The organism is Streptomyces antibioticus, assembly GCF_002019855.1.
GTDB classification, from domain to species: Bacteria; Actinomycetota; Actinomycetes; order Streptomycetales; family Streptomycetaceae; genus Streptomyces; species Streptomyces antibioticus_B.
The window spans coordinates 1182452-1207098 of sequence record NZ_CM007717.1; the positions used below are offsets into that span (position 1 = coordinate 1182452).

Genomic DNA, 24647 nt, shown 5'->3' on the forward strand with positions numbered 1-24647 from the left:
AGACCGTGTCCTACGTGGTGAGGCGTCGTTGACCTCGGTATGGGGCGGGGTACGTGGAGTTGGATTGTTCCGGACGGGCTGTGGGAGATCGCGAAGCCGCTGATCCCTCCGTCGAGGGTGCGGCCGCAGGGCGGCGGTACGCAAGACACGCCTGATGAGACGCTGTTCGCGGCGATCATCTACGTGCTGGTCAGCGGTTGTGCCTGGCGGGCTCTGCCGCCCTGCTTCGGGATATCGAAGTCGACCGCGCACCGCCGGTTCCTGATCTGGTCCAGAGCCGGCGTCTGGGGCCGCCTGCACGAGACCGTCCTGCATCGTCTCGATGACGCCGGCCTCATCGACGTCACCCGTGTCGTCCTCGACACCGCCCATGTCAGGGCTAAAAAGGGGGCGAACACACAGGTCCGAGCCCCGTGGACCGAGGCAAGCCGGGTTCCAAGATGCACATCCTGTCGGATGCGAACGGACTGCCCTTGGTCGTCGGCGTCTCGGCCGCCAACACCCACGACAGCCAGGGACTGAAGCCCATGGTGCTGGGTCACCAAACGAGACACGACCCCCATCGCGGCCGGTACTTCAAACCCCAGCGCCTGCACGCGGACAAAGCCTACGACCGCCCGGACCTGCGTAAATGGTTACGCGGCAAGCGCATCGGAGTCCGGATCGCCCGCAAAGGCATCGAGTCAAGCGAACGGTTGGGGCGTCGCAGGTGGGTGATCGAGCGGACGATGTCGTGGATGTCTGGCTACCGCAGACTCAGCCCCCGCTATGAGCGCAATCCCCGTAACTACCTGGCCTTTCTCGGACTCGCCGCCGCCCTCTGCTGCTACAAGCGCCTCGTCCGCCTCACCACGTAGGACACGGTCTAAGTGCAGCCGGAGATCTGCCGGTACCGACTGGCGGCACGTCAGCGGCGCCGCTCGTACACGCCACATCTCAGCCTTCGCCAGCAGCCAGGTCGCCTCCGGCCGTGATCGGGCCACCTTCTACCAGTGCCTGGCCACCCCCTCCAGCGCGCTCGGCGACGCCTTTCGGCAACACCGCCTCCCGCTCAACCCGGCTTCTCCCCCGGTCCGCACCGGCCACCGTCAGGTCCTGTACTCGTCGTGGCGGCGCAGCCAGTGGGCCTCCTCGCCCTCTTCGTGGCGGCCCAGCGGTGTCCGGTCGAGGAGGCCGTAGTAGGCCATGGCGGGCTCGAGGCCGCGCGCGGTGGTGACGTACGTCCGGTAGACGGTGCCGTCCGACAGCGTGTAGCAGCTCAGCCCGGGGCCTTCGGTGACGTAGCCGAGGACGTCCGTGCCGCACGCCTGCGCCATCTGGCTCACGGTCGCCGGGATCTCGCCCGCAAGGAACGGCCTCAGCTCCTCCTCCGTGTACGTGAAGCCGAGGTCGCGGTGGAAGTCGCCGCCGCCGGCGGAGACCCAGTCGAAGCTCCAGCCCATCCGCTCCCGGTAGGCGAGGAGCTTGTCGACCGGTGCCCGCGAGGAGCAGATCAGCGTCACGTCGCGGGCCTTGAGGTGGACCGCGTTGGGGTCGAGCGTGTCCGCGATCGAGGAACAGACAGGGCATCCGGCCTCGTACGGCGGGCCGAACATGAAGTGGTAGACGAGCAGCTGCGAGCGCCCGTCGAAGAGGTCCGCGAGCGACCTGGTCCCGCCCTCGGTCTCGAATCTGTAGTCCTTCTCGACCGGCACCCAGGGAAGCTCCCGCCGCTTCCGCGCGAGCTCGTCACCGCGCCGGGTCAGCTCCTTCTCCTCCACGAGCAGCTCCGCTCGCGCCCCCTCGAATTCCTCCTGCGTGCCGACCCTGTGCTCGGACATTGCCTTTCCCTCCTGTGCGGGAGCAGAACACCGCATCGCGGCGGGCGGTCGCCGCAGCGGCCGCCGTCAGTGCCTGCACAGGCGTTACCCGTCGCCCTACGTCAACCGTACGCGCGCGGCACAGCGCGAGCCCGATCAGCAGGAGCCTCGACGCGGCGTTGCCGGTGAGCAGCACGCCGAACAGGTGGGCGTGGGCGGCCCGGCCGCCGATCGTGGTGCCGATCAGCGCGCCGATGCCGAAGGCCGCGAGGACGCCCGAGACCCAACTCTTGTCGAGCCGGCCACGTCGGTGAGCAGCGGGGCGCACCCGCGACCTGGCCGAGGCCGAACACGGTGATCAGTGTGGCCAGGGTGGTCTTGCGGGGCAGCCGCAGGGTCGTGGCAGCCAGCAGCGGCGCGCCGACGACCGTGCCGATCGCGAAGGCAGAGATGAGCAAGCCAACGCGGTGGATCGACACGTTCATGTCAGCGATGGGCGGCAGCAGCCCGGAGAGCCGGCAGCGATGAACCCCGGATTGCTCTTGCCATTCCCCCTGCCCCGATTGGACGCCCTCCACCGCGCGCTCGGGTGAATCCCTGCGCTCGACGGCACGCCATGACAGCGTGTCATTAATCATTACGCATGGTGATAATTGAGACATGTCCCCGTCACCGGCCGTACGGCCGGCCAAGGAGAGTCCCTCATGCCCTCGAACAGTGATGCAGGGCGGCCGGAGAGCCGCCGCTACATGAGCCGGGGGGTGGACGTCCAGATCGGGGAGGCAGAGAGCGGCGGCGTCAATCTCCGGCTGGACGGCATGCCCGTCGACGTCATCTTCCTCGACGGTGAGTACCACAGCCAGCTCGCCAACATGTTCACCGGATTCCCCACCATCGATGACCTCGTGGACTCGCTCCTGGAGACACAGGGGAAGACGTGGGTGCTGCGCGGCTTGGCCCGCACGGGCGCGTGCCACGGCGGTGGCGGTCACGGTCATGGCGGCGGTCACGACCACGGGGGCGGTGGTCACGACCATGGTGGGGACGGTCACGACCACGGTGGGGGCCACGGCGATCACAACCACTCCGGAGGGGGCGGCGGCCGATGAACATCCGAAAGAACATCTACAGCCTGACCCCGCAGGAGCTCGCCGACTTCCAGGACGCGCTCAACGCAATCAAGGCCGACGGCAGCTACGACGACTTCATCGAGCGCCACCACCACGCGATGATGGAGGCGACTCCCCTGTCGGGGGAGACCGTGAACCCGGGCGTCCGCAATGTCGCGCACCGGGGGCCGGCGTTCCTGCCATGGCACCGGTACTTCTGTCGGGAACTGGAGCTGCTGCTCCAGGCCAAGAAGAAGAACGTCACCCTCCCCTACTGGGACGAGGCGGCGGACGCGGTCGCTCCCGCGGCGGCCGCTCTGTGGAACACCGACCCGAATGCGGGCCCGGTATACGTGGGCGGCGACGGCGACGGCCCGAACGGCGAAGTGACGACGGGGCCGTTCAAGCACTGGACGGCTCTGATCGAGGATCTGGAGACCGGTGGGCTCGTCCCCCGGCAGGGCATCATCCGAGCGTTGGGCAGTACGGGCGGCCCGCCGGCGCGGAACAAGCCGCTGTTTCCGACGGCGGCCCAGGTGGAGAACATGCTCGTCAACTGGGGCGTCTACGACACCGCCCCCTGGTCGACGGCCAGCCAGGGCAGCTTCCGCAACCGCCTGGAAGGCTGGGAACGGGTCGTGCCCCCGGAAGGCGTACCCGCCGCCGAACTCGGCTCCCAGATGCACAACCGCGTGCACATCTGGGTCGGTGGGGACATGGGCCCCGGAACCTCGCCCAACGACCCCGTCTTCTTCCTTCACCACTGCAATGCCGACCGCCTGTGGGCCCGCTGGCAGTACACACACCCCACGGCCCCCTACCTTCCGGCGAGCGGTGGCCCCATCGGGCACAACCTCGGCGACACCATGGGGCATCTCGTCACGACCGACGCGACACCCGCGCGCTCCCTCGACTACCGGCGCACCCTCGGCTTCATCTACGACACCGACCCGCCGCTGGTCGAGCAGGTCTCCCCGGCGGTGCACTTCCAGGACGTGCCGACCCTGGAAACCGTCTGGCGGCCGGCGGTCTTCCGGATCCGGGCCGGCGCGCCCGTCCACCTGGAGGTCGTCTCGGGCAGCGGACCGGCCGCGCCGTACGCGCTGACTTCCCGGGGCGCGAGGGTGACGCACACACCGGTCGCGGACAGCGCCCCCTTCGACCTGGTGCGGGTCTGGTTCGCCTTCACCGGTGCGGCGACGCCGGGGGCGGCGGCCGCCGGAGCGGCGAAGATCCGCTGTGTGGAGACCGGGGAAGTCTTCGACTTCATCCTCACAGGCAACACCGTCCAGCGGGAGACCGCCGGAGTGGTGTTCGCCCTGGACAAGTCCCTCAGCATGGCCCAGCCCACGAGCAACGGCCTCAGCCACATGCAGATGGTGCGCGAGGCGGTCGCGCGAGGCGTCGAGCTCATCCGGGACGACAGCGGAGCCGGGGTGGTGACCTTCGACCAGGACGCGCACCCCGAGGTGAAACTGTCGCCATTCGCGCCCGCCCTGAGTCAGCGCGCCGACGTCCTGGCGGCGGTCAACGCCCTGGAGCCTGGCGGGGACACCTCCCTCGGGGACGGGCTGGTGGCCGCCCAGCAGACCATGAACGCGAACGGCCGCGCCTTCACGAGCCGTGCGCTGGTCGTGGTCACCGACGGGCTGGAGAACCAGCCGAAGTTCCTGGACGAGGTCGGCGGGACGATCACCACGCGGACCTTCGCCGTCGTCGCGGGGGCCGCGAACCTGGTCAGTGCCCCCGCGCTGACCAGGCTGGCGAACGGTACCGGTGGTCGGCTGCTGCTCACCGATACCCCCGGTACCGACGCCGAAGGGTTCTTCCGGCTGTCCACCTACATCCAACAGGTCCTCGCCTCAGCCGCCGACGAAGACGTGGTGACCGAGGCTTCCGGGGTCGTTACCCCGGAGGAGGAGGTCCGGGTCCCCTTCCAGCTCAACGAGACGGACATCGAGGCGACCGTCATTCTGTCGCTGGACGTGCCATCGGTCTCGCTCGAGCTGGAGACACCGGCGGGGCGGGTCCTCACCGAGTCCGAACTCACCGCCCTCGGCGCCACCGTCAGACGCACCACGAACATGATCTTCTGCCGCTTCCGGCTGCCGTTCCCCGCCGGGACCGGCGCTCACAGCGGGACGTGGCAGGTGGGTCTCAAAGCCGATGAGCGTGTCCTACGCGAGGAGACCGCCAAACTCAGGACCGCGGCGGAAGGGGATCCGGCGCGCGGCACCGAACTGGACCGGCTGACCGCCCACGGCCCGCGCTACAGCATCGTTGTCACCTCGTGGAGCAATCTGCGCCTCAACTCGCGGGTCACCCAGCCGAGCATGGAACCGGGCGCCACCATCCGGTTCGACGCCGTCCTGGCCGAGTTCGGGCGACCGGTCGAAGGCCGTGCCGACGTGGAGGCGGAGGTACGGCGCCCCGACGGTGTCGTGGTGACCGTGCCGCTCGACGAGGAGGTGCCGGGCGCCTTCAGGGGTGATCTCGCGGCGACCATGGCGGGCGTCTGGCAGGCCCGGATCACGGCCCGCGGGCATACCTTCGGCCGGACGCGGTTCGCGAGGCAGCAACGGCTCGGCGTCGCCGTACTGGTGGGTGGGGACCATCCGCCCGCCCCTGTGGTGGGGACCGACGTCGACGGCAACGACTGAAGACCCGGAGACGGTCGCAGACGGGCTGAACCGCGGCACCCGTGCCGCGGTTCGGCTGTGTCAGATCGCTGAGCTCCCACCCCAGGTTCCGCCGCGCCGCCGCCTCCCAGTGGTCGTCCCCTACGCGGTGCGTAACGGCCGTGGCAGGCCGAGCAGTTGCCGCAGCACCGCCGCCCGCCCCTTCCGGATGGCGGCGGCTTCGTGGAGGCGCTCCCAGGCGGTGGCGATCAGCCAGCCGCCGACGGCGATGTAGCCAGCAAGGTGGAAGGGGCTCAGGTGCGGGTCGCCCGTCCAGCCGGTCAGGTCGTTCCACAGGTAACCGCCGGCGTGGGTGTCCTCAGCAGGGGGAAAGTGCTGCCGAGCCAACTGCCCAACAGGTACATCCTGCGCGGAACGCCGTACATCTCGGTGAAGAGTGCGATGAGGAGGGCGCTGTACGCGCCCATGGCCCGCCACTCCTGCTGCTTCCTGGGTGGAAGAAGCTGGCCGCGAAGAGGATGAACAGGGCGGTGTTGAAGACGACCAGCGGCCAGAGGCCGTATGCGCCGTCGGCCGTAACGTCCTCCTGGCGGGTGCCCGACGGGGTGCGGTGCGGTGCCCGTTGGCCAGCAGGCTCATCCGCTGCCGGTAGGTGTCGGCGTCGATGCCGTGGTGCAGGCGAAGGCCCACACACCAGAGCTCGGCGGCTTCCAGGGCTGCCCGCCGTCCGCGCAGCCTGGCGAGCGGAGGCATCCGGCACTCGCCGGGGGTGATCAGGCGGGCGGTGTCGTAGACGACGCCCGCCAGGATCAGCGCGGCGGCGAGGACGGCTATCAGTGCGGTCATCGCGCTCACCTGCTCGACTCGCCAGCCGCGCGTCAGGTGTGGCCGGGCCCGGTCGGGTGGTCGTGCCTGCCCAGCTGATCCTTGTCCGTGGAGTCTTGGCCTGCGTGGCCGCCGGAGTCGCGCATGCCGCGCATCATGAAGAACATCATCAGCGGGCAGGCGGCGACGAGCGCGAGCCACGCCAGCGTCCCGAGCGGGACGCCGAGTGCCAGTGCGCCCACGAACGCGATCGCGGCGGCGAGTGCGTACAGCCCGTAATTGCGGTTGGCCTTCACGGCGACCTCCCTCAAGAGCGACGGCTCCGCCCCGGCGTGGCTGGCCGGTTACGGGGCGTTCGGCGGGCTGGTGTGGAGGGCGGCCATACGGCGCCGGTACTCGTCTTCGTCGACCTCCCCGTGAGCCAGGCGCTGGCCGAGGATCTGCTCGGGTGTGGGCGCGGCGGGGGCGGGGGCCTGGGTGTGCTCGTGGGGGCGGTTAAGGGCCTTGAAGAGGAGTACCGCCGCCGTGATGATCAGCACCCAGAACAGGATCATGCTGGCCGTCATCGCGAACCAGCCCCACCCGCTGACATCGTGGTCGTACCAGAACATCATCTCCACTCACCTGCCTGACCGGCCCGGGCACGGGGCGTGGGCCACGGGGCTTGTCTGCCTACTGACATTATCCGGCGGCCCGGGGAGTGAGGGCTGGGGCCGAGTGGTCCCTTGCGGGGGCCAGGTGGTCCCCGCCCACCACTGCACGGGGTGGGCGCATGCTGGAAGGGACGATGCCGAGCAGGGAGGCGAGGGCCCATGGGCGCCGTCGATGTCACTGTCGTCGTGGCCGCCGTGGTGTTGATCGGCGGTCTGGGCTGGTACTTCTTCGGCCCGCGCCGCGCCGGGGCCGCCCGGCTGGAGGGCGGGCTGCAGCGGGTGGACGTGACCGTCCGGGGCGGCTACAGCCCGAATCTGATCAAGGTCCGCCAGGGTACGCCGCTGGAGCTGGTCTTCGACCGGCAGGAATCCGGTGAGTGCACCTCCCGGGTGGTCTTCCCCGACCTGAAGGTCAGCGCCGGGCTGCCCGCCCACACCCGCACCACCGTGCGCCTGGCACCGGACCGGCCCGGCACGTTCGGCTTCGCCTGCGGCATGAACATGATCCACGGGACACTGCTCGTCGAGCCCGCCGAAGGGGTGACCACGGTCGATGCCCCGCACCCTGACGGCCACGGCACCACTGCTCCACCCCCGAGCCGACCAGCGCGCGAGACGCCGCCGTCGGGACCGGAGCGGTCGGCAGCCGAGGCGGAGGCGGCGGACATCGCCGAGCGCCGGGCGGAGATCAAGGATCTGACCCGCCGGGTCGCCGTCGGGGCGGTGCTGACCGCCCCGGTGCTGTTCGCCGTGATGGCGCACGAGCTGTTCGGGGCGGACTGGGTGCCGGGGTGGATGCTGAACCACTGGGTGCAGCTGGCACTGATCACCCCGGTGATGTTCTACACCGGCTGGCCGATCCACGTGACCGGCTGGCTGACCCTGCGCCACCGTGCCGCCGACATGAACTCCCTGATCACCCTCGGCACGAGTGCCGCCTACGGCTACAGCCTCCTGGTCACCGCCGCGCCCGCCGTCCTGCCTGAGGACGTGCGCGAGGTCTACTTCGAAGCGGTCGGCGTGATCCTGACGCTGATCCTGCTCGGTCGGCTCCTGGAGGCCCGCGCGAAGGCCGGCACCGGTGAGGCCATCCGCGCCCTGCTGGGCCTGCAGGCCCGCACCGCCCGCGTCGTCCGGGACGGCGAAGAGACCGAGATCCCGGTCGAAGAGGTGGCGGTCGGCGACGAGGTCGTCATCCGGCCGGGCGAGAAGATCCCCGTCGATGCCGAGGTCGTGTCCGGCTCCTCCGCCGTGGACGAGTCGATGGTGACCGGCGAGCCCATGCCGGTGACCAAACGGTCCGGGGACACCGTCATCGGCGCTACCGTCAACGGCACGGGATCCTTGCGCGTACGGGCGGCCAAGGTCGGTGCGGACACGATGCTCGCCCAGATCATCCGCCTCGTCCAGGCCGCGCAGGCATCCAAGGCCCCCATCCAGCGCCTCGCCGACGCGGTCTCCGCCTACTTCGTGCCCGCCGTCATCGCCATCGCGATCGCCACGTTCGCCATCTGGTTCACCCTCGGCCCGCCCCCGGCCCTCACCTTGGCCCTGGTCTCCGCGGTTGCCGTACTGATCATCGCCTGCCCCTGCGCCCTCGGGCTCGCCACACCGCTGTCGGTGATGGTCGGCACCGGCAAGGGCGCCCAGGCAGGCATCCTCATCCGCTCCGCCGAAGCCCTGGAAACCGCCCACACACTCGACTCGGTCGTACTCGACAAGACCGGCACCGTCACCCAAGGCCGACCGGTCCTCACCGACATCCACACCGCAGACGGCTTCAACGAGAGCGAGCTGCTGCGCCTGGTAGCCGCCGCCGAGGAGGTGAGCGAACACCCCCTGGCCCAAGCCGTCGTCACCGGAGCCCGCGAGCGCGGGCTGACCTGGCCGGCCGCGACCGGCTTCGACTCCGTCACCGGCAAAGGCGTACGGGCCGAGGCCAGCGGCCACACCGTCCTCGTCGGAACCCGGCTGCTCCTGGCGGACGCCGGCATCGACACCACCCCGCTCGCCCCGCACCTCACTCGGCTCTCCACCGAGGGCAAAACACCGGTCCTCGCCGGAATCGACGGCCGCCCCGCCGGAGTCCTCGCCGTCGCCGACACCGTGAAGGACGACTCCGCGGCCGCCATCGCCGCCCTGCAACGCCTTGGCATCGAGGTCGTCATGCTCACCGGCGACAACGCCCGCACCGCCGCCGCGATCGCCTCCCAGGTCGGCATCACCCGCGTGCTCGCCGAGGTGCTGCCCGAGCACAAGTCCGACGAGATCCGCCGCCTGCAGGACGAAGGCCGCACCGTCGGCATGGTCGGCGACGGCATCAACGACGCCCCTGCACTGGCCGCCGCCGATGTCGGCCTGGCGATCGGAACGGGCACCGATGTCGCTATCGAAGCCGCCGACATCACACTCATCTCCGGCTCCCTCACCGGAGTGGTCACCGCGATCCGCCTGTCCCGCGCCACCATGCGCAACATCCGGCAGAACCTGTTCTTCGCCCTGATCTACAACGCCGTCGGCATCCCCCTCGCCGCCGGACTCCTCTACCCCCTGTGGGGCATCCGCCTCAGCCCGATCATCGCCGCCGCGGCCATGGCGCTGTCCTCCCTGTCCGTCGTCGGCAACTCCTCCCGCCTGCGCCGCTGGCACACCACCCCGCTCCCCCACACCCCACCGGCCCGCACCCAGCCCCGCGTCGAAACCCCCGTCGACCACCAGGTGGCCGGTCCTTCGGAATCCGCGCCCCATCAGGCACTCAGCGGCGGGCGACACCGGCATCCAGACTCGGGCCGGTCGGCCCTCGAGGTCGTGGACCCCGTGTGCGGCATGCACCTGGATCCGGCCCACGCCGCGGAACACAGGACGACCAACACAGGCACCTACCACTTCTGCTCCGCCCACTGCGCTGCCGCGTTCGACGCTGGCCAGGCCCCACCGGATGCTTCAACGGCCAGCGGCGCCTCCACCCCGAAGCCCGGAGGATGACCACCCTCGGCTACATGCCGTAGGCGTTGTGATCCAGCCGCCCGTGTCGACGGCGACCGGCGAAACCGGCTGGGCGGGCCCCGGCGCGACCAGGCCATGCATCGCAGGTCAGATGCCGTACGGCGTCCGCGGCTACGTCCCGCTCAGCAGTCGCGGGGCCGCGGCCGCCATCCTTACAATGGAGAAAGCAGCGAGGGCCGCCGACGACGTAATCCGGCGCCCGGTGCATCGCACCCAGGAGGTGCGCAGCACATGAGTTCCCGCAGTCCGAGAGACGAACCCGGGTCGCGTCACGCGCGAATCGAGGAGATGCGGCGTGCCGACCGGGCCCGCGAACGCCGAAAGAAGATCACCATTGCCGTCGTCTCGGCAGCGATCGTCGCCGCAGCCGGCGTAGGCATCGGCTATCTAGTCTCGGGCCCCAGTTCCTCCGAGCAGAAACAAGTACAGGGCATCACCGGCGAGAAGACCTGGCAGGGCTTGGGCCGGGAGCATGTCACCAGGGACGTCTCCTACCCCATGGCCCCACCCGTTGGTGGGGACCACCATCCGGTCTGGCAGAACTGCGAAGGCAACGTCTACGGCAAGCCAGTGCCCGACGAGAATGCGGTCCACTCGCTCGAGCACGGCGCCGTGTGGGTCACGTACACGGACAAGGCACGTGCCACCGACGTCAAGACTTTGGCCGAGCGTGTGTCGCAAACGCCGTACACGCTCATGAGCCCCTACTCGGGCCAGACCGCGCCGATCACGCTCACGGCCTGGGGCCGCCAGCTGAACGTGAACGATGCCTCCGACTCACGCGTAGCGCAGTTCTTCGAGCACTATGTCCAGGGGCCGCAGACTCCCGAGCCGGGAGCTCCCTGCGGCGGCGGGAAGTCGTCATAACGCTTCGCGCCCCGGTATTCCGAGTCGTGCTGGCGGGAGGATCCGCTACGTGACGCGCTGACACGGAGAGGCCCCTTCCCCGAGGGACCCTGCCTGGAACTCGGTTACGGAACCGGCCTGTTCACCGCACTCCTCGTCGGCGCCTTCGCGGAGCTGCTGTGGATCAATCAACTCGGCTAGGACGGACCGCTGTACCCGTCGCCGGGATGGCCACTCTGGCCGCTGCCCGGCTGCTGGCGCGCCACCTACGCCGAAGCGAGCTGGGGAAGTTGGAGACACCGGCCCGCCACCTCCTATCTCAGGGCAAGAGTTGGCGCGCAAGAGAGTCTGCGGCCCATCGTTGCCACCGCTCAGGTGTCCAGTGGCGGTCGGTCACCAGCAGGGCGTACGTCTCGGGGCCGAGCAGCGTCAGGGCGATGTCGGCGGCTGACGCAGCGTCGTGGCCGTCGCGCAGGCCGCCGGGAGTCTTGGCCTCCAGGGCTTGGGCGAAGTGGAGCTGGACGGCGTGCCGCTGGCGGAGATTGGTCTGCCACAGCTCGGCGAGCTCGGGTTCCGCGGCGGCAGCTCCGCGTACGACTTCCAGGACTGGCGCGGCTCGTTCGAGGATGCCGCAGGCTCCTGCCGCCTGGAGGCGTAGTTGCGTTGCGGGGTCGGGTTCGGCGAGGAGTTCACGGGCCCAGGGACGGTCGAGCGTGGCGACCGGATCCGCGTCGCCTGCGACGGCGGTGTCCAGAACTTCCTTGAGCAGGGCGCGCTTGTTTCCGAAGGTGAAGTACACCGTCTGTACGCCGACCTCTGCGGTGCGGGCGATCTCGTCGATGGTCGTGCCCGCCCAGCCTCGTTGGGTGAACAGCCGTCCTGCGGCGTCGATCATCCGAAGTCGGGTACGCCGGGTCTTCTCCGTCCGGGTCAGTGGTTCAGCCACGGTGATCTGATCCCTCCTCTTTGACTGTAGTGGGACTACAGTGTAATTCACTGGAGTATGACTACAGTGAGATCAGGTTCCGCAGGACGGGTTCTCGTCGTCGGCGGATACGGAGCCGTGGGTGCGACGGTGACCAGCACGCTCTCCGGGTGGTTTCCCGGCCGCGTCGTCCCTTCGGGACGGGACGAAGTGAAGGCGCGGCGGCTCGGCGGGGTACGCGTGGATGTCGGCGACCTGGCCGGTCTCCGGCAGGTGCTGGACGAGCTGGGTGATGTGAGCGCCGTTGTGCTGTGCGTCGAGCCGGATGATGCGGGGGTTGCCCGGATCTGCCTCGAACGCGGAATCCACCTCGTGGACGTCGGAGCGACCCACCGGCTGCTCGAGGAGGTGACGGATCTGCATGGGCTGGCGGCTGCGGCCGGGGCCACGGCCGTGCTCAGCGTCGGTGTCGCCCCCGGGCTGACCAACCTCCTCGCCCGGCGCGTCAACGACGCCGTCGGTGGTGCCGAGCGGATCGACCTGACCGTACTGCTGGGCGCCGGAGAGCGGCACGGCACCGACGCGGTGCGGTGGACGGTCGCCGGCCTGAGCACGCCCGTCACGGCCCGCCCGCAGCGGCTGTCCCTGCCCGGGTTCGGCGTACGGACCGCCCACTCGTTCCCGTTCTCCGACCAGCACACCCTGCGGCGCACCCTTGGCGTCCCGGAAGTGACCACGCGACTCTGCCTGGACTCCCGGCCGCTGACCGCCGCACTGTTCGCACTACGCCGGGCAGGACTACTCCGCGGCGCCCGCGGGGCACACCAACAGCAGCTGCTGACCAGCGTCTTCAGCCGCGTCCACCTCGGCGGCGACCGCTTCGCGGTACGGGCCGACGCCTACCGCGGCAACCGCCACGCGACCCTGGCCCTCACCGGTCAGGGGCAGAGCCGTGCGACCGGCCTGGTGGCCGCCCACGTCGTTCGCGCCCTCTTGACGCAAGGCGTGCCGGCCGGTGTCCACCATGTCGAGCAGCTGACGACGCTGGCCGATCTGCCGGAACAACTGGCCACCCACGGCATCACAGCAGTCGGCTGAACGACCTCGCCATGACCGTTCGGCATTGCCGAGAATGCGCGCATCCTGCACTGGTCCCCAAATCTGGTCCCAGCCCGGATGCGGGTCCCGCTGGGCTTCCTCGCTCATTTCTGCTGGCGACGCCGTCAACCGAGGGAAGCCATCAGGTCGTTGCAGGCCCGTTCGCACGAGCGGCACGCCTCGGCGCAGATGCGGCAGTGTTCGTGCATCTCGGCGTGGGAGGCGCATTCGTCCGCACACGCCTTGCAGGCGACGGCGCAGGCGGTGAGGAGGGCTCGAGTGATGTTGGCGTCGTAACCGGTGTGCCGGGAGAGGACGGCGGCGGTCGCGGTGCAGATGTCGGCGCAGTCCATGTCGGTGCGAATGCACTTGGTGAGGTCGCCCACCATCCCCTCGGAGAGACAAGCGTCTGCGCAAGCCGTGCATGCCTGGGCGCAGGCGAGGCATTCCTCGATGCAGCGGGCGAGCTTGTCCTGGTCGACGTTGCCGAGGTCGGCCGGGTAGCTGTGCAGCATCTCCTTGACGGGCGCGTTCATGACGACGGCCCTCACTTTCCCGCCGCCGACCAGAGGTGGGGGTGCGCCTTCTGCGAAGCCGTACAGCGTCCTAGGGCCAGGATCACACCGGCACCTCCCGAATGCAGAACCGTACAGCGGTGCCGTCGGAGCGCTCGCATAGGCGACTTCGATCTCCGCCGCGCCTGCGGACGGTTCCTTCATGCCCGGCACGGTGTTGTCGTGGATGCGGGCGGGTCGCGTAGTCGCCCTTGCGCAAGCGCTCCGCTTCCTGGAGGAAACCAGCGGGCGGACACCGCTCCTGGGTGACGGAGGCTCTCTGGTCGCTCGCGGTTTGCCGCCGACGGCCGTTCGGCAGCAATGTGGAGTCCTGCTACGCGGGGGGAAAGCAGTGGAGTGGTGGACGTGCCTGGCCGGCGTCGCGGCGGGGCTCTTGATAGCGGTAGTGACGGCGCCGGTGGGTGTGTCGGGAGCGGTGTTCCTGCTGCCGGTGCAGCTGAGCGTGTTCGGAGTGCCCAGCCCGGCGGTGACGCCGACGAATCTGCTGTACAACGTCGTGGCCGGCCCGGGCGCTCTGCTGCGTTACCGGCGCGGCGGGGCCTTGGGTACTCCGCTGGTTCGGCTGCTGGTGGTGGGCACGCTGCCCGGGGTGGTGATCGGGGCCGTGATCCGCGTGTTCGCCGTGCCGGGCCCAGCCGTCTTCCGGGTCCTCGTCGCGCTCTTCCTGTTGCCCCTCGGCTTGTGGCTGTGCTGGCGAACCCTCCGGCCGGTTCGGAGAGTGACCGCCGAGGCCGAGCCTGCGCCACATGTACTGGTCGCGCTGGCGCTGGGCGTGGGGATCATCGGTGGCGTGTACGGGATCGGCGGCGGGTCACTGCTCGGGCCGATCCTGGTCGGCCGTGGGGTGCCGGTCGCTCGGGTCGCACCCGCGGCGTTGACCTCGACGTTCGTCACCTCCGTCGCCGGAGCGTGCACGTACGCGCTCCTGTCGCTCACCGGCACGGGCGCCATCGCTCCGTACTGGCTGCTGGGTCTGGCCTGTGGTCTGGGTGGGCTCGTCGGCGGCTATGTGGGCGCGCACCTACAGCCACGACTTCCCGAGTCCGCGCTACGACTGCTGCTGGGCGGTCTCGCCACGGGCGTGGGCAGCCTTTACGCGGTGCAGGCCCTTGCCTGAGCCATGGCTCAGGCAAGGGCCTGCGTACGACCGATCGTGTCAGTGATAGGCGTGGACGACGGCGTGGCCCTTACCGCGGCCGATCATCCACTTGTTCACCGGAGTGGTGATCAGGAAGGCGACGGCGAAACCGCCGAGGAGCGCGTACCAGAAGAGGCCCTCGCTGAGGTGGGCGTCCATCGCGCCCGGGACAAGGGCGATGATCCCGTTGTCGACGGCCTCCATGACGGCGATCGAGACGGTGTCGGCCGCCAGGGCTACCTTGATCGCGGCCTTCCAGTCGAGGCCGGCCTTGCGGACGGCATAGAGGGTGAAGGAGTAGCCGAAGAGGAATGCGAGCGCGATCGCCAGGACCATGGTCGGGGCGTTGCCCCAGGCGAGGGCCGTACCGATGACCATGCCGAGGATCTCGCCGATGGCGCATCCGGTCAGGCAGTGAAGAGTGGCCTTCGCGGCCATCGACCATGTCGTCCCGCCGCCGGCGTGGACGTGCCCCGCGTGGTGCGCATGCCCGGCGTCGTGGACGTGTCCTGCATGTCCCGCGTGGTCGTGCGCGGCCTCTTCCGTGCGGTGTGCGGAGTGGTCCATTTCTCTCGCCTCTTCCTCGCCTCGTCCAGCGTGGGCCCCCCGTGGCCCCACACCTCGACCATATACCCCTGGGGGGTATATGGCGAGGGGTTTGTTCAGCTGACCTGGACGGCTCAGTAGCCGGCCCGCTCCACGGCCGCGATCAGCTCGTCAGCGTGGGCGGCACCTGGGCGATCGAGCTGGAGCAGGGTGCGGGCGTCCCGCAGGGATGTGTGGGCGGAGCGGACGCCGGGAATCTCCTCGACCTCTTCGTCGATGGGGAGTACGCAGCTGGAGCAGTGCATGCCCTCGATACGGAGGAGGACCGTGCCGGGGTCTGCCGGCCTCACGGTCGGCCGCGGTGCTCTTACGACGGCGCAGCCCGCTCATGCCTGGACTCCCTGGAAGTCGATGGTGCCGCCCTGCATGCCCATGGCACAGGAGAACACGAGCTTGCCGGGCTTGCGGGCGCCGAGGTCGATGCGGGTGTCGCCGTTCTTCTTGATGATCTCCTCGACGCCGAGTTCGGGGATGTTGAAAGCGCGGGCGCAGCCCCCGGCGTCAGCGCCCCGGGGCAGGAGGGTGGCGGGATGGCACCGGCGAGCCCCCGGCGGTCAATCCTGGAAGGGACGCGCGCACTCCATCGCGTCCATCGGACACATGGGTGCGGCAACAGCGCGGTCATGGGCTCGGGCTGGTACCTCCGGGCCCTGCGCCGCAGCCGTCTCCATGGCGGGCATCGCGTGGTCAGCGGTCATCGCCGCACGGCCCAAACCTGTCGTGCACCACATGAGTGCGAGCAGCACGAGGAGCCCAGCCCACCGCCGGGCCGAATGGTGCACACGCCGCCCAGCCATGGAACGGGATGCTATCGGCCGTCCTCAGCGGGGATTGCGCAGGCCTGCCAGGGTGAGCTGGACGAGTCGACGGACAGCCGCTTCGGAGGGCAAGGCGCTGGCTGCGGACAGCGCATGCAGACAGTACGTGGCGAGTTCGCCAGGGTCGGTGTCGGCACGCAGGTCACCGTCGGCGGCGCGCTCGGCGATCATGTCGCGGATCAGGCCGTGAAGGTGCTCGTGCGCGTGGGCGACGTGGGGGCCGTGATGGAGGTAGGCCGCGATGTCGGCGTCGTGACTGCCACGGGCTGCGGTCATCAAGGCATACGCCGTCAGCACCGCCTCCAGTCGCGTGCCAGGGTCGGGCGCCTCGTCCCGCACGTGGGTGAGGTGCTGGAGGTGGTGGGAGATTTGGCGTTCGTGCCAGGCACCCAGGATCGCCTCGACGTCGGGGAAGTACTTGTAGAGCGTCGCCCGCCCGATGCCCGCCGTCTCGGCGATCTGGGACATCGTGACCCCGCGCAATCCGTGCTCGGAGACGAGGGCGGCGGTGGCGTCGAGGATCGCCTCGCGCACCTCGCGACGGTGCGTCTCGATCGTCTCGTTCCACAGCTTCGGCATCCGCCCAGTATACGAACCGACGCCCTCGATACACTCCCATCGACATCGAGACACCATGTCTCGTAAAATGCGGAATACAGTCGTCCGTCGAGCGGGGCGGCGAGTCGAGGAGGAATCGTCATGGCCGGTACCGCTGACAGCGGAGACAGGGGCCCGGGCATGCCGCGCTGGGTAAAAATCTGCGGCATCGCGGTGATCGCCGTGGTGCTGCTGATCGTGGTGATGCTGCTGATCGGTGGCGAGCACAGCCCCAGCCGACACTTGCAGGGGGCCGGTCCGGGCGTCCCGGGTACCGTCGTCGTCAACTCCGGCAACGCACTGTCGGAGGTCAGACGCTGATGGCCGCCTCGGCGCCGGTACGAAAGACGGCTCTGGTCGCGCACATCGGCGCGAGCGTCGGCTGGCTGGGCGCGGTCTTCTGCTTCCTCACCCTGGCCGTGGTGGGAGTCAGCAGCTCCGAAGCCGACGTCGTGCGCGGGGTGTATCGGGTCATGGAGCCGGTGGCCTGGTTCACGCTGGTGCCGCTGGCTTTTGCATCGCTGGTCACAGGGCTGGTGCAGTCGTGGGTAACGCCGTGGGGGATGCTGCGGCACTACTGGGTGCTGTTCAAGCTCGCCATCACGGTGGTCTGCACCGGGGTGCTGCTGCTGTACATGCCCACCTTCGAGGCGATGGCGCAGATCGCAGCGACCGACGCCCCGGCTGAGGCGGTGCGCAACCCGTCGCCCCTGTTCCACGCCGCCCTGGCTCTGGTGGCCCTGGCCGCGGCGATGGTGCTGTCGGTGTTCAAGCCGAAGGGCCTCACCCGCTACGGCTGGCGCAGGCGAACCCAGCGCATCTCCGTCGCCCCTTCGGCCTGAGCCAGGCGCGCGGAAGGCCCGCCGGGAGTCCGGCGGGCCTTCATCTCCTTTTCCTTGCGGTCAGTTGGTGGCGCGCTCGGGCTGCACTGCTGCCTCACCCAGGCTGGCCGCCTCGTCGGCCGACCCGCCCTGCGACTTGCCCCGCATCAACGTCAGGGTGGCCAGGGCGCCGGCGGCCGCGATGCCTGCGGCGGCCAGGAACGCGGCGCTGAACCCGTCGGTCAGGGCGGGCAGGTCGCCGAGTGCCCCTGCGCCCTGCGAGGTGGCGAGTGCGGTCAGGGCGGCGAGACCGAGGGCGGACCCGACCTGGTAGGTGGTGTTGACGATGCCGGAGGCGAGGCCGGCCTGTTCCTGCGGGGCGCCTGCCATGGCCGACATCAGGGTCGGGATGTAGGCCAGGGCCATGCCGAGCGCGGCCACCAGGGAGGCGGGAAGGACGTCGACGACGAAGGAGCCGGTCGGGCGCGCCGCTGACAGCCACACGAGGCCGGCGGCCAGGACCAGCAGGCCGCCAGTGATCAGCGGCTTGGGGCCGAAGCGGCCAAGAAGGCGCGCGGTGACAGTGGTCATGAGGAGCATCAGCAGGCCGGTCATGGGCAGCAGCGCCGCTCCGGAGGCGAAGGCGCCGTAGCCGAGCACCTGCTGGAGGTAGAGGTTGAGGAAGTACCACATCGGGATCCAGGCCGCCCCGAGCAGCGCCATCGCGAGGTTGGAGACGCCGAGGCCGGGGGTGCGCCAGATGGCGAGTGGCATGAGCGGTGACTTCACCGAACGCTGGATCAGGACGAACACGGCCAGCAGGGCCAGGCCGAGGATCAGCTCGACCAGCGTCTGAGGGGCGCCCCAGCCCGTTTCCGGCGCGCGGACCACGGCGAAGACGGTGAGCGCGAGGCCCGCGGTGACGGCGGCAGCGCCGAGGACGTCCACGCCACCGCCGCGGCGGGCTGCGACGGCCGGCAGCACACCGGTGGCGAGGAGGGTGGCGATGCCGATGGGGACGTAGATGATGAACACCCACGGCCAGCTGGCCCACTCGGTGAACACCCCGCCCAGGAACACTCCCGCTGTGCCGCCGGCCGGGGCCGCGGCGCCGTACAGGGCCAGGGCCTTGCCCAGCTCCTTGGGGTTGTGACCGAAGAGCATCATCAGCAGGGTCATCGAGGCCGGTGCGATGAGAGCGCCGCCGACACCCTGTACCGCGCGTCCGGCGACCTCGACCCACGCCGTGGTCGCGGCCGCCGCCACGACGGAACCGGCGATCAGGACGCCCCAGCCGGCCACGAAGACCTGCCGGGCCCCCAGCAGGTCGGAGAGACGGCCGCCCAGAAGGAGGAGTCCGCCGAAGGCGATGACGTACGCGTTGAACACCCACTGCAGATCACCCTGGGAGAACCCCAGGTCGCGCTGCATCTCAGGCAGCGCCACGCCGATGATCGACGTGTCCATGATCACCATGAACTGTGCGGCGGCGAGCACCCCGAGGGCCCACCAGCGACGCGGATTGAGGGTTGGCATGACCGCTCCCAAGACAGAGTCCACACATACCCCCTTGGGGTATGTCTTCGACCGCACGAACGTTATACCCCCCAGGGGTATTCATCAATGGGCAGACAGCTGACCTCGCCTCGCCGCCCGCGGATGAGGCCGCTTACGATGCGGACATGGACGTCCAGGTGAAGCGAGCGATGAAGCCCTTCGGGCTGCGCTCGTACCTGCTCCTCGTCCTCGCCGTACTCGCGGGGCTGGTGGCCATGCATGGCCTGGGGCCGGGCGCTTCCGTCCCGGCGGGCGCCCACGCGGCGGCCAGTTCCCACCAAGCGTCGGCCGCCGGCCACGAAAAGGCCGCCTCCGATGCTCCGTGCCATGACGGCTGCGTTCACGCCGGTGATCCGGTCGACGGCGGACGCGGCGGGCATGCCGAGCACGCCGATGCGACGTGCGCGGCCGCCGGCACGGCCGGCGCACCTGTCCTGCCCGCCCCCGCGGTCCTGCCCGGCACCATCGACGTCGAGGCGGTCCTCGCGCACGGGATCATCCCCGACGCCACCGCCTGCGGACGGGCCCCACCGTCACTGAGTGAACTGCAACTCCTGCGCATATAGGGCGGCCCCGGCATGCCCGGCCCTCAGGCGGCCGGTGACCTTGCCCCTCAGCCCCGCCCTTCCCTCAGCACGTCCGCATCCGCGCGTGCCTCACAGCAGGAGTTGCACCACCATGACCACCAAGCGTTCCCCGATCCGCCGCGCCACCGCCGTGGCCGCGGCCGCCACCGCCGCCCTCGTTCTCGCCGCCTGCGGCGGGAACGGCGACGACACCGGTTCGGCCAGCAGCGACCAGAACACTGCCTCCCCGGCCGCCTCCGCCCCGGCGCAGCAGGGCGACCACAACGCCGCCGACGTGACGTTCGCCCAGGGGATGATCCCCCACCACCGTCAGGCCATCGAGATGGCCGACCTCGCCGCGACCCGCGCCGAGTCCGCCGACGTGAAGAAGCTCGCCGGCGAGATCAAGAAGGCCCAGGACCCCGAGATCAAGACGCTCTCCGGCTGGCTCACCTCGTGGGGCGAGCAGGTCCCGGCCGAGGGCCAGGGCCACGGCGGGCACGACATGTCCGGAATGATGTCGGCCGAGGAGATGAAGCAGCTGGAATCCTCCTCCGGCAAGGCGTTCGACACCGCCTTCCTGACGATGATGGTCAAGCACCACGAGGGCGCCGTCGCCATGGCCAAGACCGAGCAGTCCGACGGGACGTACCAGCCCGCCAAGGACATGGCCGGAGCGATCATCACCTCCCAGAGCGCGGAGATCGCCCAGATGAACACCCTCCTCGGCAAGAGCTGACCTGCATCAGCACACCCCGGTGCGGGCAGGCGGCAACGATTGCCCGCACCCCGCCGACCAGCCTCCCCTCAAGCGTTCTGGACCTCACACATGACCATCCGCTTCCGCATACCCGCACTCGCGGCCGGCGCGGCGGCCGGCGCCCTACTGCTGACCGCGTGCTCGACCACTGACCCACAGCCCGCCGCGACCAAGGCCGGCGACCCCGACCCGGGAACGGGGCACCTCCACGGTCTCGGCGTGGACCCCGCCGACGGCAGCCTCTACGCGGCCGGACACCTCGGCGTCTTCCGACTCGGCCCCACCGGTGCCGTACGGATCGCCGACCGCTACCAGGACACGATGGGCTTCACCGTCACCGGCCCTCGCACCTTCCTCGCCAGCGGCCACCCCTCCCCCACCGACCCGACGGCGACCTCTCCGCACCTGGGCCTGATCCGCAGCACCGACGCCGGACAGACCTGGACCACCGTCTCCGCCGGAGGCGAGGCCGACTTCCACTCACTCCAGCAGGCCGGCGAAATCGTCTACGGCCTCGACAGCCAGACCTCGCAGATCTGGGCCAGCAAGGACGCCGGCGCCACCTGGGAACGGCGCGCGAAGATCCCGGGCGGCGATCTCGCCGCCCACCCGGGGGCACCGCAGGAAGTGTGGGCGTCTACCCGCGACGGGCTGCTGCACAGCACCGACGGAGGCACAAGCTTCCAGCCGGTCCCCGGCGCCCCCGCCCTGGCAGCCGTGGAGCGCCCCGCCCCTGACCAGCTGATCGCCCTCGCGCCCGACGGCAGAGTCCTGGCCGGCGGCGACGGTACATCCTGGACCGAACGCGGCCGCCTCCCCCAGGACGCGCAGCCCGCCGTACTGTCCGCGGCAAGCCCCACCCACCTGCTGGCCGCCGACACGAACGACGCTGTCTACGAGTCCAAGGACGGCGGCCGCACATGGACCGTCGTGCACCGGCCGGGCCTGACGAACACAGGGCACTGACATCTCCGGAGCCAGCTTCAAGATCACCTATCGGAGTGAATCCTGCAGGGCCCACCCTGCAAACCGGCACGGGGCCGAGGCTAGGATCGCGGCGTGAACCCGGCCCGGCCCCGTACCTCCACACTGCGGACCCGCATCCTCGCGGGCCCGCGATGCGTGCTGCTGGTGGCCCTGCTGGTGTTCGCCTTCCTCTACTCGCACGGCGTCAGCCTCGACGGCGTCCGCGGCCACACCGACACTGCCGCGGACGTCCTCACCCCGGGCGTCGATCTGGCGGTCACCGAGAGCACCTCGGACGACCATCACGGCGAGGGGCACGGCTCGTCCCACTCCGCCGAGGAGTGCGCCACCAGCGCGCCGCCGCAGCAGCCAACGCTGGCCCCTCCCGCCGAGCACGCCCTGACGCAGGTCCTGCCCGCGGTGCCTGCTGCAGCCCCGGACGCGAACCCGGTTCCTGCGCCTGCCTCGGGCAGCTCACGTCCGCCAGGCACGACAGCAATCCTGCGCATTTAGACCACCCCAAGCTCCCGGCGCCCCTACACGCCGTCGGCGAGCTCGCGCTGCCCGCACACACGTAACCCTGCCCGCCCCCGTACCGGGGCCGGGCCCGGTGCAGCCTGCCCTCCGGCATTCGCTCCTGCCATGACCCGCGACGCGACCGTCGCCGCCTCGGCGTGCCTGCACCCGTACATCCGCCAAGGAGTTCCCCGTGACACCCACCCAGATCGCCGACCCAACCCCGGCCGCGCCTGCCACCGAACCCCCGCCGACAGGCCGTACGGCAATCCGGGAGGCCCGCTCCCGCCGCAAAGCCCTCCTGGCCAGGTACCTCGGATACGTCGGCTACTTCGTCGGCGCCGGCCTGATCAGCGGCGCCGTGGTCCACCACCCCCTCGACCCCGCCCGCTACACCCGCATCGCTCTCTACGGCGTCCTGGTCTTCCTCGCCGCAACCGCCCTGAACGAATTCCTGCTCACTCGCCGCAAGCCGACGTTCAAGCAGGTGGCGGGCATCATGGGCGCCTCCCTGCTGCTCTCCTTCGGCATCGGCATGCTCAGCGGCGGCCTCCAGCACTTCGAGGACTTCCCCACTCGCGCCGCCACCCTCATCCCCGCCGGCATCCTGCTCTCCTTCATCGCCTACGTGATCAAGGACGAACACGTCTCGTGGCGGCGCATCTTCGGCCTGGCCGGACTCGCCGTCCTCATCACAGCCCTCGCCGCCTTCGCCGGCCTCCGCTACGTCGCCTCCTCCATGGCTCCGGAATCGGGCGGCGGCCACAGCCACGGCACCGACTCGGGCGAGAGCGAGACCCACCAGGAGGAACCGACCGTCACCGGCAGCACGCAGCCCGCACCGCAGACCCAGCCGTCAGCACCGACACGTACCGCTCCCGCCACTCCCCCGGCCGAGAAGCCCCACAACGACGGCCACGGGCACTGACCCCGCGGATCACACCACCGGCGGCTGCCCGGCACCACCGAGCAGAACGGCCAGCAGCCGCTCCGTGATCACCTTCGGATCGTCTCCGCGTCCGGGGACGCGTGTCATCAGCAGGTGGTGAATCGTGCCGACGAGCGCGAGCGCGATGGTGGCAGCGTCGGCGTCGGCGGGCAGCCGGCCGCCGCGCTGCTCCGCCTGCAGGTAAACGGTGAAGGCGTGCTGGATCGCATCGAACGCGGGCGCGCCGGCCTGAAAGCCCTCCCGTGTATGCAGCGCGGCCACCGGGCGGGTCATCGCCAGCCCCACCACCGCCGGAGGCAGGGCCTCCAGCAGGGCGAGAACGATGCCCTGAAGATTGGCCGCCACCGTGGCCTGCCCCACCTTTCCCTCCAGCGCCCCGGCCTGGCGGGCGCTGCGCGCGAACCGGTCCAGGACCAGCTCGGCGACGAACTCGTCCAGCCCGGCGAAGTGCGTGTGCAGGACGCCCTTGCCGCAGTCCGCCTCCGCAGTGATCGCGCGGCTGGTCAGGGCAGCCGCACCGTCGCGGGCCACCACGCGCTCCGCGGCCGCGAACAGCCGCTCGCGCAAGTCGGGAATCGCCACTCCACGAGGTGACACAACAGCCCCTTCCGCCAAGCCCATTGAAAGTATGGGCGAACGCCCATACTGTTTGGGCACTTGCCCATACTAGGGCCGGAGTGCTGTGCCGCACTCCGGCGGGAGGGAGTTCACCCATGGGTCAATTCATCAACACCGCGCAGGCCGAGGCGTGGAACGGCTATGAGGGTGAGCAGTGGGCCCGCAGCCAGGAACGCTGGGACGCCGTCAACGACGGCTTCAACCAGCCCCTCCTGGACGCCGCGGCGATCTCGGCAACCGATCACGTGCTGGACATCGGCTGCGGAGCCGGCCGCACGACGCGCCTGGCCGCCCAACGGGCTGGTGAGGGCCGGGCCCTGGGGCTGGACCTGTCGGGTCCGATGCTCGAGCGGGCCGGGGCGAGCGCGGAACTCGAGGGGGTGCACAACGTGTCCTTCATGCAAGGCGATGCACAGGTCCACCCGTTCGAGCCCGGGGCCTTCGATGCGGCCATCAGCCGCTACGGCATCACGTTCTTCGCGGACCCGGTCGCCGCCTTCGCCAACATCCGGCGCGCGCTGCGCCCGGGTGGACGGCTGGCGTTCATCTGCGCGGCGGAAGCTGAGGCCAACGAATGGCTCCAAGCGCTGGCCTCACTGAACGGCATCCTGCCGCTCGGAGGCTTCGGCGCACCCGGCGGGCCGGGCATGTTCTCGCTCACCGACCCCGACCACACCCTCGCCCTCCTGGCCTCCGCCGGGTTCGAGGACGCCCGCGTGGAGCGCGTGGAAGCCGCCGGGAACTGGGGGAAGGACGCCGAGGACGCCGCGGCCTTCCTGCTCGACTCCGGCCCCGGCCGCCACCTGCTCAGCCAGGTCACACCCGACACCCAGGAGCAGGCCCGACGGGCACTGATCGACGCGCTACGCCCCTACGAGAGCGCCGGGGCCGTGTGGCTGCGCAGCAGCTCGTGGCTGGTCACCGCCGTACGCGAGGAGATCGCGGGCGGCTGAGGCCGTCAGGTGCGAACCATGCGGGCAATGGCCTGGGAGGCTTCTTGGACCTTGTCGCGGGCTTCGTCGCCGCCTTCCGCGATGGCGTCGGCGACGCAGGAGTGGAGATGATCCTCCAGCATGGTGAGCCCGAAGGACTGCAGGGCTTTGGTGGTGGCGCTGACCTGGGTGAGGACGTCGATGCAGTACGTGTCCTCCTCGACCAGGCGCTGCAAGCCACGCACCTGACCTTCGATGCGGCGCAGGCGCTTGAGGATGTCGTCCTTGTTGGCGGTGTAGCCGTGCACGGCGATCCCTTCCTTCCATC

27 protein-coding genes and 1 pseudogene are annotated in these 24647 nt (G+C 70.2%); 15 read left to right on the forward strand and 13 right to left on the reverse strand.

Annotated features, from left to right (window positions below):
* Positions 1–39: 39 nt before the first annotated feature.
* Positions 40–857, forward strand: a protein-coding gene (locus AFM16_RS38430; protein WP_107418992.1) for an IS5 family transposase whose coding sequence is annotated in 2 segments (ribosomal slippage) — positions 40–382 and positions 382–857 — 819 coding nt in all. Because the reading frame shifts where the segments join, the coding sequence is not laid out codon by codon here.
* Positions 858–1088: 231 nt separating this feature from the next.
* Here AFM16_RS38430 and AFM16_RS05245 read toward each other — a convergent pair.
* Both AFM16_RS05245 and AFM16_RS39865 read right to left on the reverse strand, forming a co-directional pair.
* Positions 1089–1820, reverse strand: a complete 732-nt coding sequence (locus AFM16_RS05245) for a DUF899 domain-containing protein (RefSeq protein ID WP_053625494.1) — start codon at positions 1818–1820, stop codon at positions 1089–1091.
* A 121-nt stretch (positions 1821–1941) separates the two neighbouring features.
* Positions 1942–2377, reverse strand: a pseudogene (locus AFM16_RS39865) (hypothetical protein); the annotation flags it as partial.
* Between the two features lie 126 nt (positions 2378–2503).
* On the opposite strand from AFM16_RS39865, the gene AFM16_RS05255 reads away from it, so the two are divergent.
* Together AFM16_RS05255 and AFM16_RS05260 are read left to right on the forward strand one after the other, a co-directional pair.
* Complete coding sequence (locus tag AFM16_RS05255; protein WP_053625495.1) at positions 2504–2908, forward strand: hypothetical protein; 405 nt, start codon at positions 2504–2506, stop codon at positions 2906–2908.
* Positions 2905–5568 (forward strand): tyrosinase family protein, encoded by a 2664-nt coding sequence (locus AFM16_RS05260; RefSeq protein WP_063787802.1) that lies wholly within the window; start codon positions 2905–2907, stop codon positions 5566–5568. The genes AFM16_RS05255 and AFM16_RS05260 overlap by 4 nt, the downstream gene beginning before the upstream one ends.
* A gap of 120 nt (positions 5569–5688) precedes the next feature.
* On the opposite strand, the gene AFM16_RS39675 is transcribed toward AFM16_RS05260, so the two are convergent.
* The 3 genes from AFM16_RS39675 to AFM16_RS05280 are packed head-to-tail and all read right to left on the reverse strand — an operon-like array spanning position 5689 to position 6986.
* A complete protein-coding gene (locus AFM16_RS39675; protein ID WP_199822224.1) occupies positions 5689–6393 on the reverse strand; it encodes a hypothetical protein in 705 nt (234 codons plus the stop codon).
* 32 nt (positions 6394–6425) lie between these two features.
* On the reverse strand, positions 6426–6668 hold the full coding sequence (locus AFM16_RS05275) for a DUF2933 domain-containing protein (protein ID WP_199822225.1): 243 nt from the start codon (positions 6666–6668) through the stop codon (positions 6426–6428).
* Positions 6669–6716: 48 nt separating this feature from the next.
* On the reverse strand, positions 6717–6986 hold the full coding sequence (locus tag AFM16_RS05280) for an SHOCT domain-containing protein (RefSeq protein WP_179123253.1): 270 nt from the start codon (positions 6984–6986) through the stop codon (positions 6717–6719).
* A gap of 198 nt (positions 6987–7184) precedes the next feature.
* Between AFM16_RS05280 and AFM16_RS05285 the strand changes: the two genes are divergently transcribed.
* Both AFM16_RS05285 and AFM16_RS05295 read left to right on the forward strand, forming a co-directional pair.
* Positions 7185–10010: a heavy metal translocating P-type ATPase gene (locus tag AFM16_RS05285; RefSeq protein ID WP_053625496.1), complete on the forward strand. Its 2826-nt coding sequence runs from the start codon at positions 7185–7187 to the stop codon at positions 10008–10010.
* 252 nt (positions 10011–10262) lie between these two features.
* Positions 10263–10898: a thioredoxin-like domain-containing protein gene (locus AFM16_RS05295; RefSeq protein ID WP_053625498.1), complete on the forward strand. Its 636-nt coding sequence runs from the start codon at positions 10263–10265 to the stop codon at positions 10896–10898.
* 298 nt (positions 10899–11196) lie between these two features.
* On the opposite strand, the gene AFM16_RS05300 is transcribed toward AFM16_RS05295, so the two are convergent.
* Entirely contained in the window at positions 11197–11823 is a 627-nt protein-coding gene (locus AFM16_RS05300; RefSeq protein ID WP_234378476.1) for a TetR/AcrR family transcriptional regulator, read from the reverse strand.
* 57 nt (positions 11824–11880) lie between these two features.
* On the opposite strand from AFM16_RS05300, the gene AFM16_RS05305 reads away from it, so the two are divergent.
* Positions 11881–12900, forward strand: a complete 1020-nt coding sequence (locus AFM16_RS05305; RefSeq protein ID WP_053625500.1) for a saccharopine dehydrogenase NADP-binding domain-containing protein — start codon at positions 11881–11883, stop codon at positions 12898–12900.
* 125 nt (positions 12901–13025) lie between these two features.
* On the opposite strand, the gene AFM16_RS05310 is transcribed toward AFM16_RS05305, so the two are convergent.
* On the reverse strand, positions 13026–13436 hold the full coding sequence (locus AFM16_RS05310) for a four-helix bundle copper-binding protein (protein ID WP_053625501.1): 411 nt from the start codon (positions 13434–13436) through the stop codon (positions 13026–13028).
* Positions 13437–13806: 370 nt separating this feature from the next.
* Here AFM16_RS05310 and AFM16_RS05315 point away from each other — a divergent pair, with 370 nt between their 5' ends.
* Positions 13807–14592, forward strand: a complete 786-nt coding sequence (locus tag AFM16_RS05315) for a sulfite exporter TauE/SafE family protein (protein ID WP_053625502.1) — start codon at positions 13807–13809, stop codon at positions 14590–14592.
* 39 nt (positions 14593–14631) lie between these two features.
* Here the strand turns inward: AFM16_RS05315 and AFM16_RS05320 are convergent, their stop codons facing one another.
* From AFM16_RS05320 to AFM16_RS05335, 3 genes are all read right to left on the reverse strand, one after another.
* On the reverse strand, positions 14632–15180 hold the full coding sequence (locus AFM16_RS05320) for a DUF4396 domain-containing protein (protein WP_053625503.1): 549 nt from the start codon (positions 15178–15180) through the stop codon (positions 14632–14634).
* Positions 15181–15293: 113 nt separating this feature from the next.
* Entirely contained in the window at positions 15294–15509 is a 216-nt protein-coding gene (locus AFM16_RS05325; protein ID WP_234378475.1) for a heavy-metal-associated domain-containing protein, read from the reverse strand.
* 531 nt (positions 15510–16040) lie between these two features.
* Positions 16041–16616 carry a TetR/AcrR family transcriptional regulator gene (locus tag AFM16_RS05335; RefSeq protein WP_053625505.1) on the reverse strand — a complete coding sequence of 192 codons (576 nt, stop codon included), beginning with the start codon at positions 16614–16616 and terminating at the stop codon, positions 16041–16043.
* A gap of 120 nt (positions 16617–16736) precedes the next feature.
* On the opposite strand from AFM16_RS05335, the gene AFM16_RS05340 reads away from it, so the two are divergent.
* The gene (locus AFM16_RS05340; protein ID WP_053625506.1) at positions 16737–16955 is read left to right on the forward strand and encodes a hypothetical protein; all 219 of its coding nucleotides are present in this window, start codon (positions 16737–16739) and stop codon (positions 16953–16955) included.
* Positions 16955–17476 (forward strand): hypothetical protein, encoded by a 522-nt coding sequence (locus tag AFM16_RS05345; protein WP_053625507.1) that lies wholly within the window; start codon positions 16955–16957, stop codon positions 17474–17476. Before AFM16_RS05340 ends, AFM16_RS05345 begins: the two co-directional genes overlap by 1 nt.
* A gap of 60 nt (positions 17477–17536) precedes the next feature.
* On the opposite strand, the gene AFM16_RS05350 is transcribed toward AFM16_RS05345, so the two are convergent.
* On the reverse strand, positions 17537–18991 hold the full coding sequence (locus AFM16_RS05350; RefSeq protein ID WP_053625508.1) for an MFS transporter: 1455 nt from the start codon (positions 18989–18991) through the stop codon (positions 17537–17539).
* A gap of 146 nt (positions 18992–19137) precedes the next feature.
* Here AFM16_RS05350 and AFM16_RS05355 point away from each other — a divergent pair, with 146 nt between their 5' ends.
* From AFM16_RS05355 to AFM16_RS05375, 5 genes are all read left to right on the forward strand, one after another.
* The gene (locus AFM16_RS05355) at positions 19138–19578 is read left to right on the forward strand and encodes a DUF6153 family protein (protein ID WP_053625509.1); all 441 of its coding nucleotides are present in this window, start codon (positions 19138–19140) and stop codon (positions 19576–19578) included.
* A gap of 112 nt (positions 19579–19690) precedes the next feature.
* A complete protein-coding gene (locus tag AFM16_RS05360) occupies positions 19691–20317 on the forward strand; it encodes a DUF305 domain-containing protein (protein WP_053625510.1) in 627 nt (208 codons plus the stop codon).
* 90 nt (positions 20318–20407) lie between these two features.
* Positions 20408–21304 (forward strand): F510_1955 family glycosylhydrolase, encoded by an 897-nt coding sequence (locus tag AFM16_RS05365; protein ID WP_053625511.1) that lies wholly within the window; start codon positions 20408–20410, stop codon positions 21302–21304.
* 93 nt (positions 21305–21397) lie between these two features.
* Positions 21398–21817 carry a hypothetical protein gene (locus tag AFM16_RS05370; protein WP_053672555.1) on the forward strand — a complete coding sequence of 140 codons (420 nt, stop codon included), beginning with the start codon at positions 21398–21400 and terminating at the stop codon, positions 21815–21817.
* A gap of 196 nt (positions 21818–22013) precedes the next feature.
* Positions 22014–22748 carry an ABC transporter permease gene (locus AFM16_RS05375; protein ID WP_053625513.1) on the forward strand — a complete coding sequence of 245 codons (735 nt, stop codon included), beginning with the start codon at positions 22014–22016 and terminating at the stop codon, positions 22746–22748.
* A gap of 9 nt (positions 22749–22757) precedes the next feature.
* On the opposite strand, the gene AFM16_RS05380 is transcribed toward AFM16_RS05375, so the two are convergent.
* Positions 22758–23366 (reverse strand): TetR/AcrR family transcriptional regulator, encoded by a 609-nt coding sequence (locus AFM16_RS05380; protein WP_078632628.1) that lies wholly within the window; start codon positions 23364–23366, stop codon positions 22758–22760.
* A gap of 116 nt (positions 23367–23482) precedes the next feature.
* On the opposite strand from AFM16_RS05380, the gene AFM16_RS05385 reads away from it, so the two are divergent.
* On the forward strand, positions 23483–24340 hold the full coding sequence (locus AFM16_RS05385; RefSeq protein WP_053625515.1) for a class I SAM-dependent methyltransferase: 858 nt from the start codon (positions 23483–23485) through the stop codon (positions 24338–24340).
* Between the two features lie 5 nt (positions 24341–24345).
* On the opposite strand, the gene AFM16_RS05390 is transcribed toward AFM16_RS05385, so the two are convergent.
* On the reverse strand, positions 24346–24633 hold the full coding sequence (locus AFM16_RS05390; RefSeq protein ID WP_280921906.1) for a metal-sensitive transcriptional regulator: 288 nt from the start codon (positions 24631–24633) through the stop codon (positions 24346–24348).
* Positions 24634–24647: the final 14 nt, after the last annotated feature.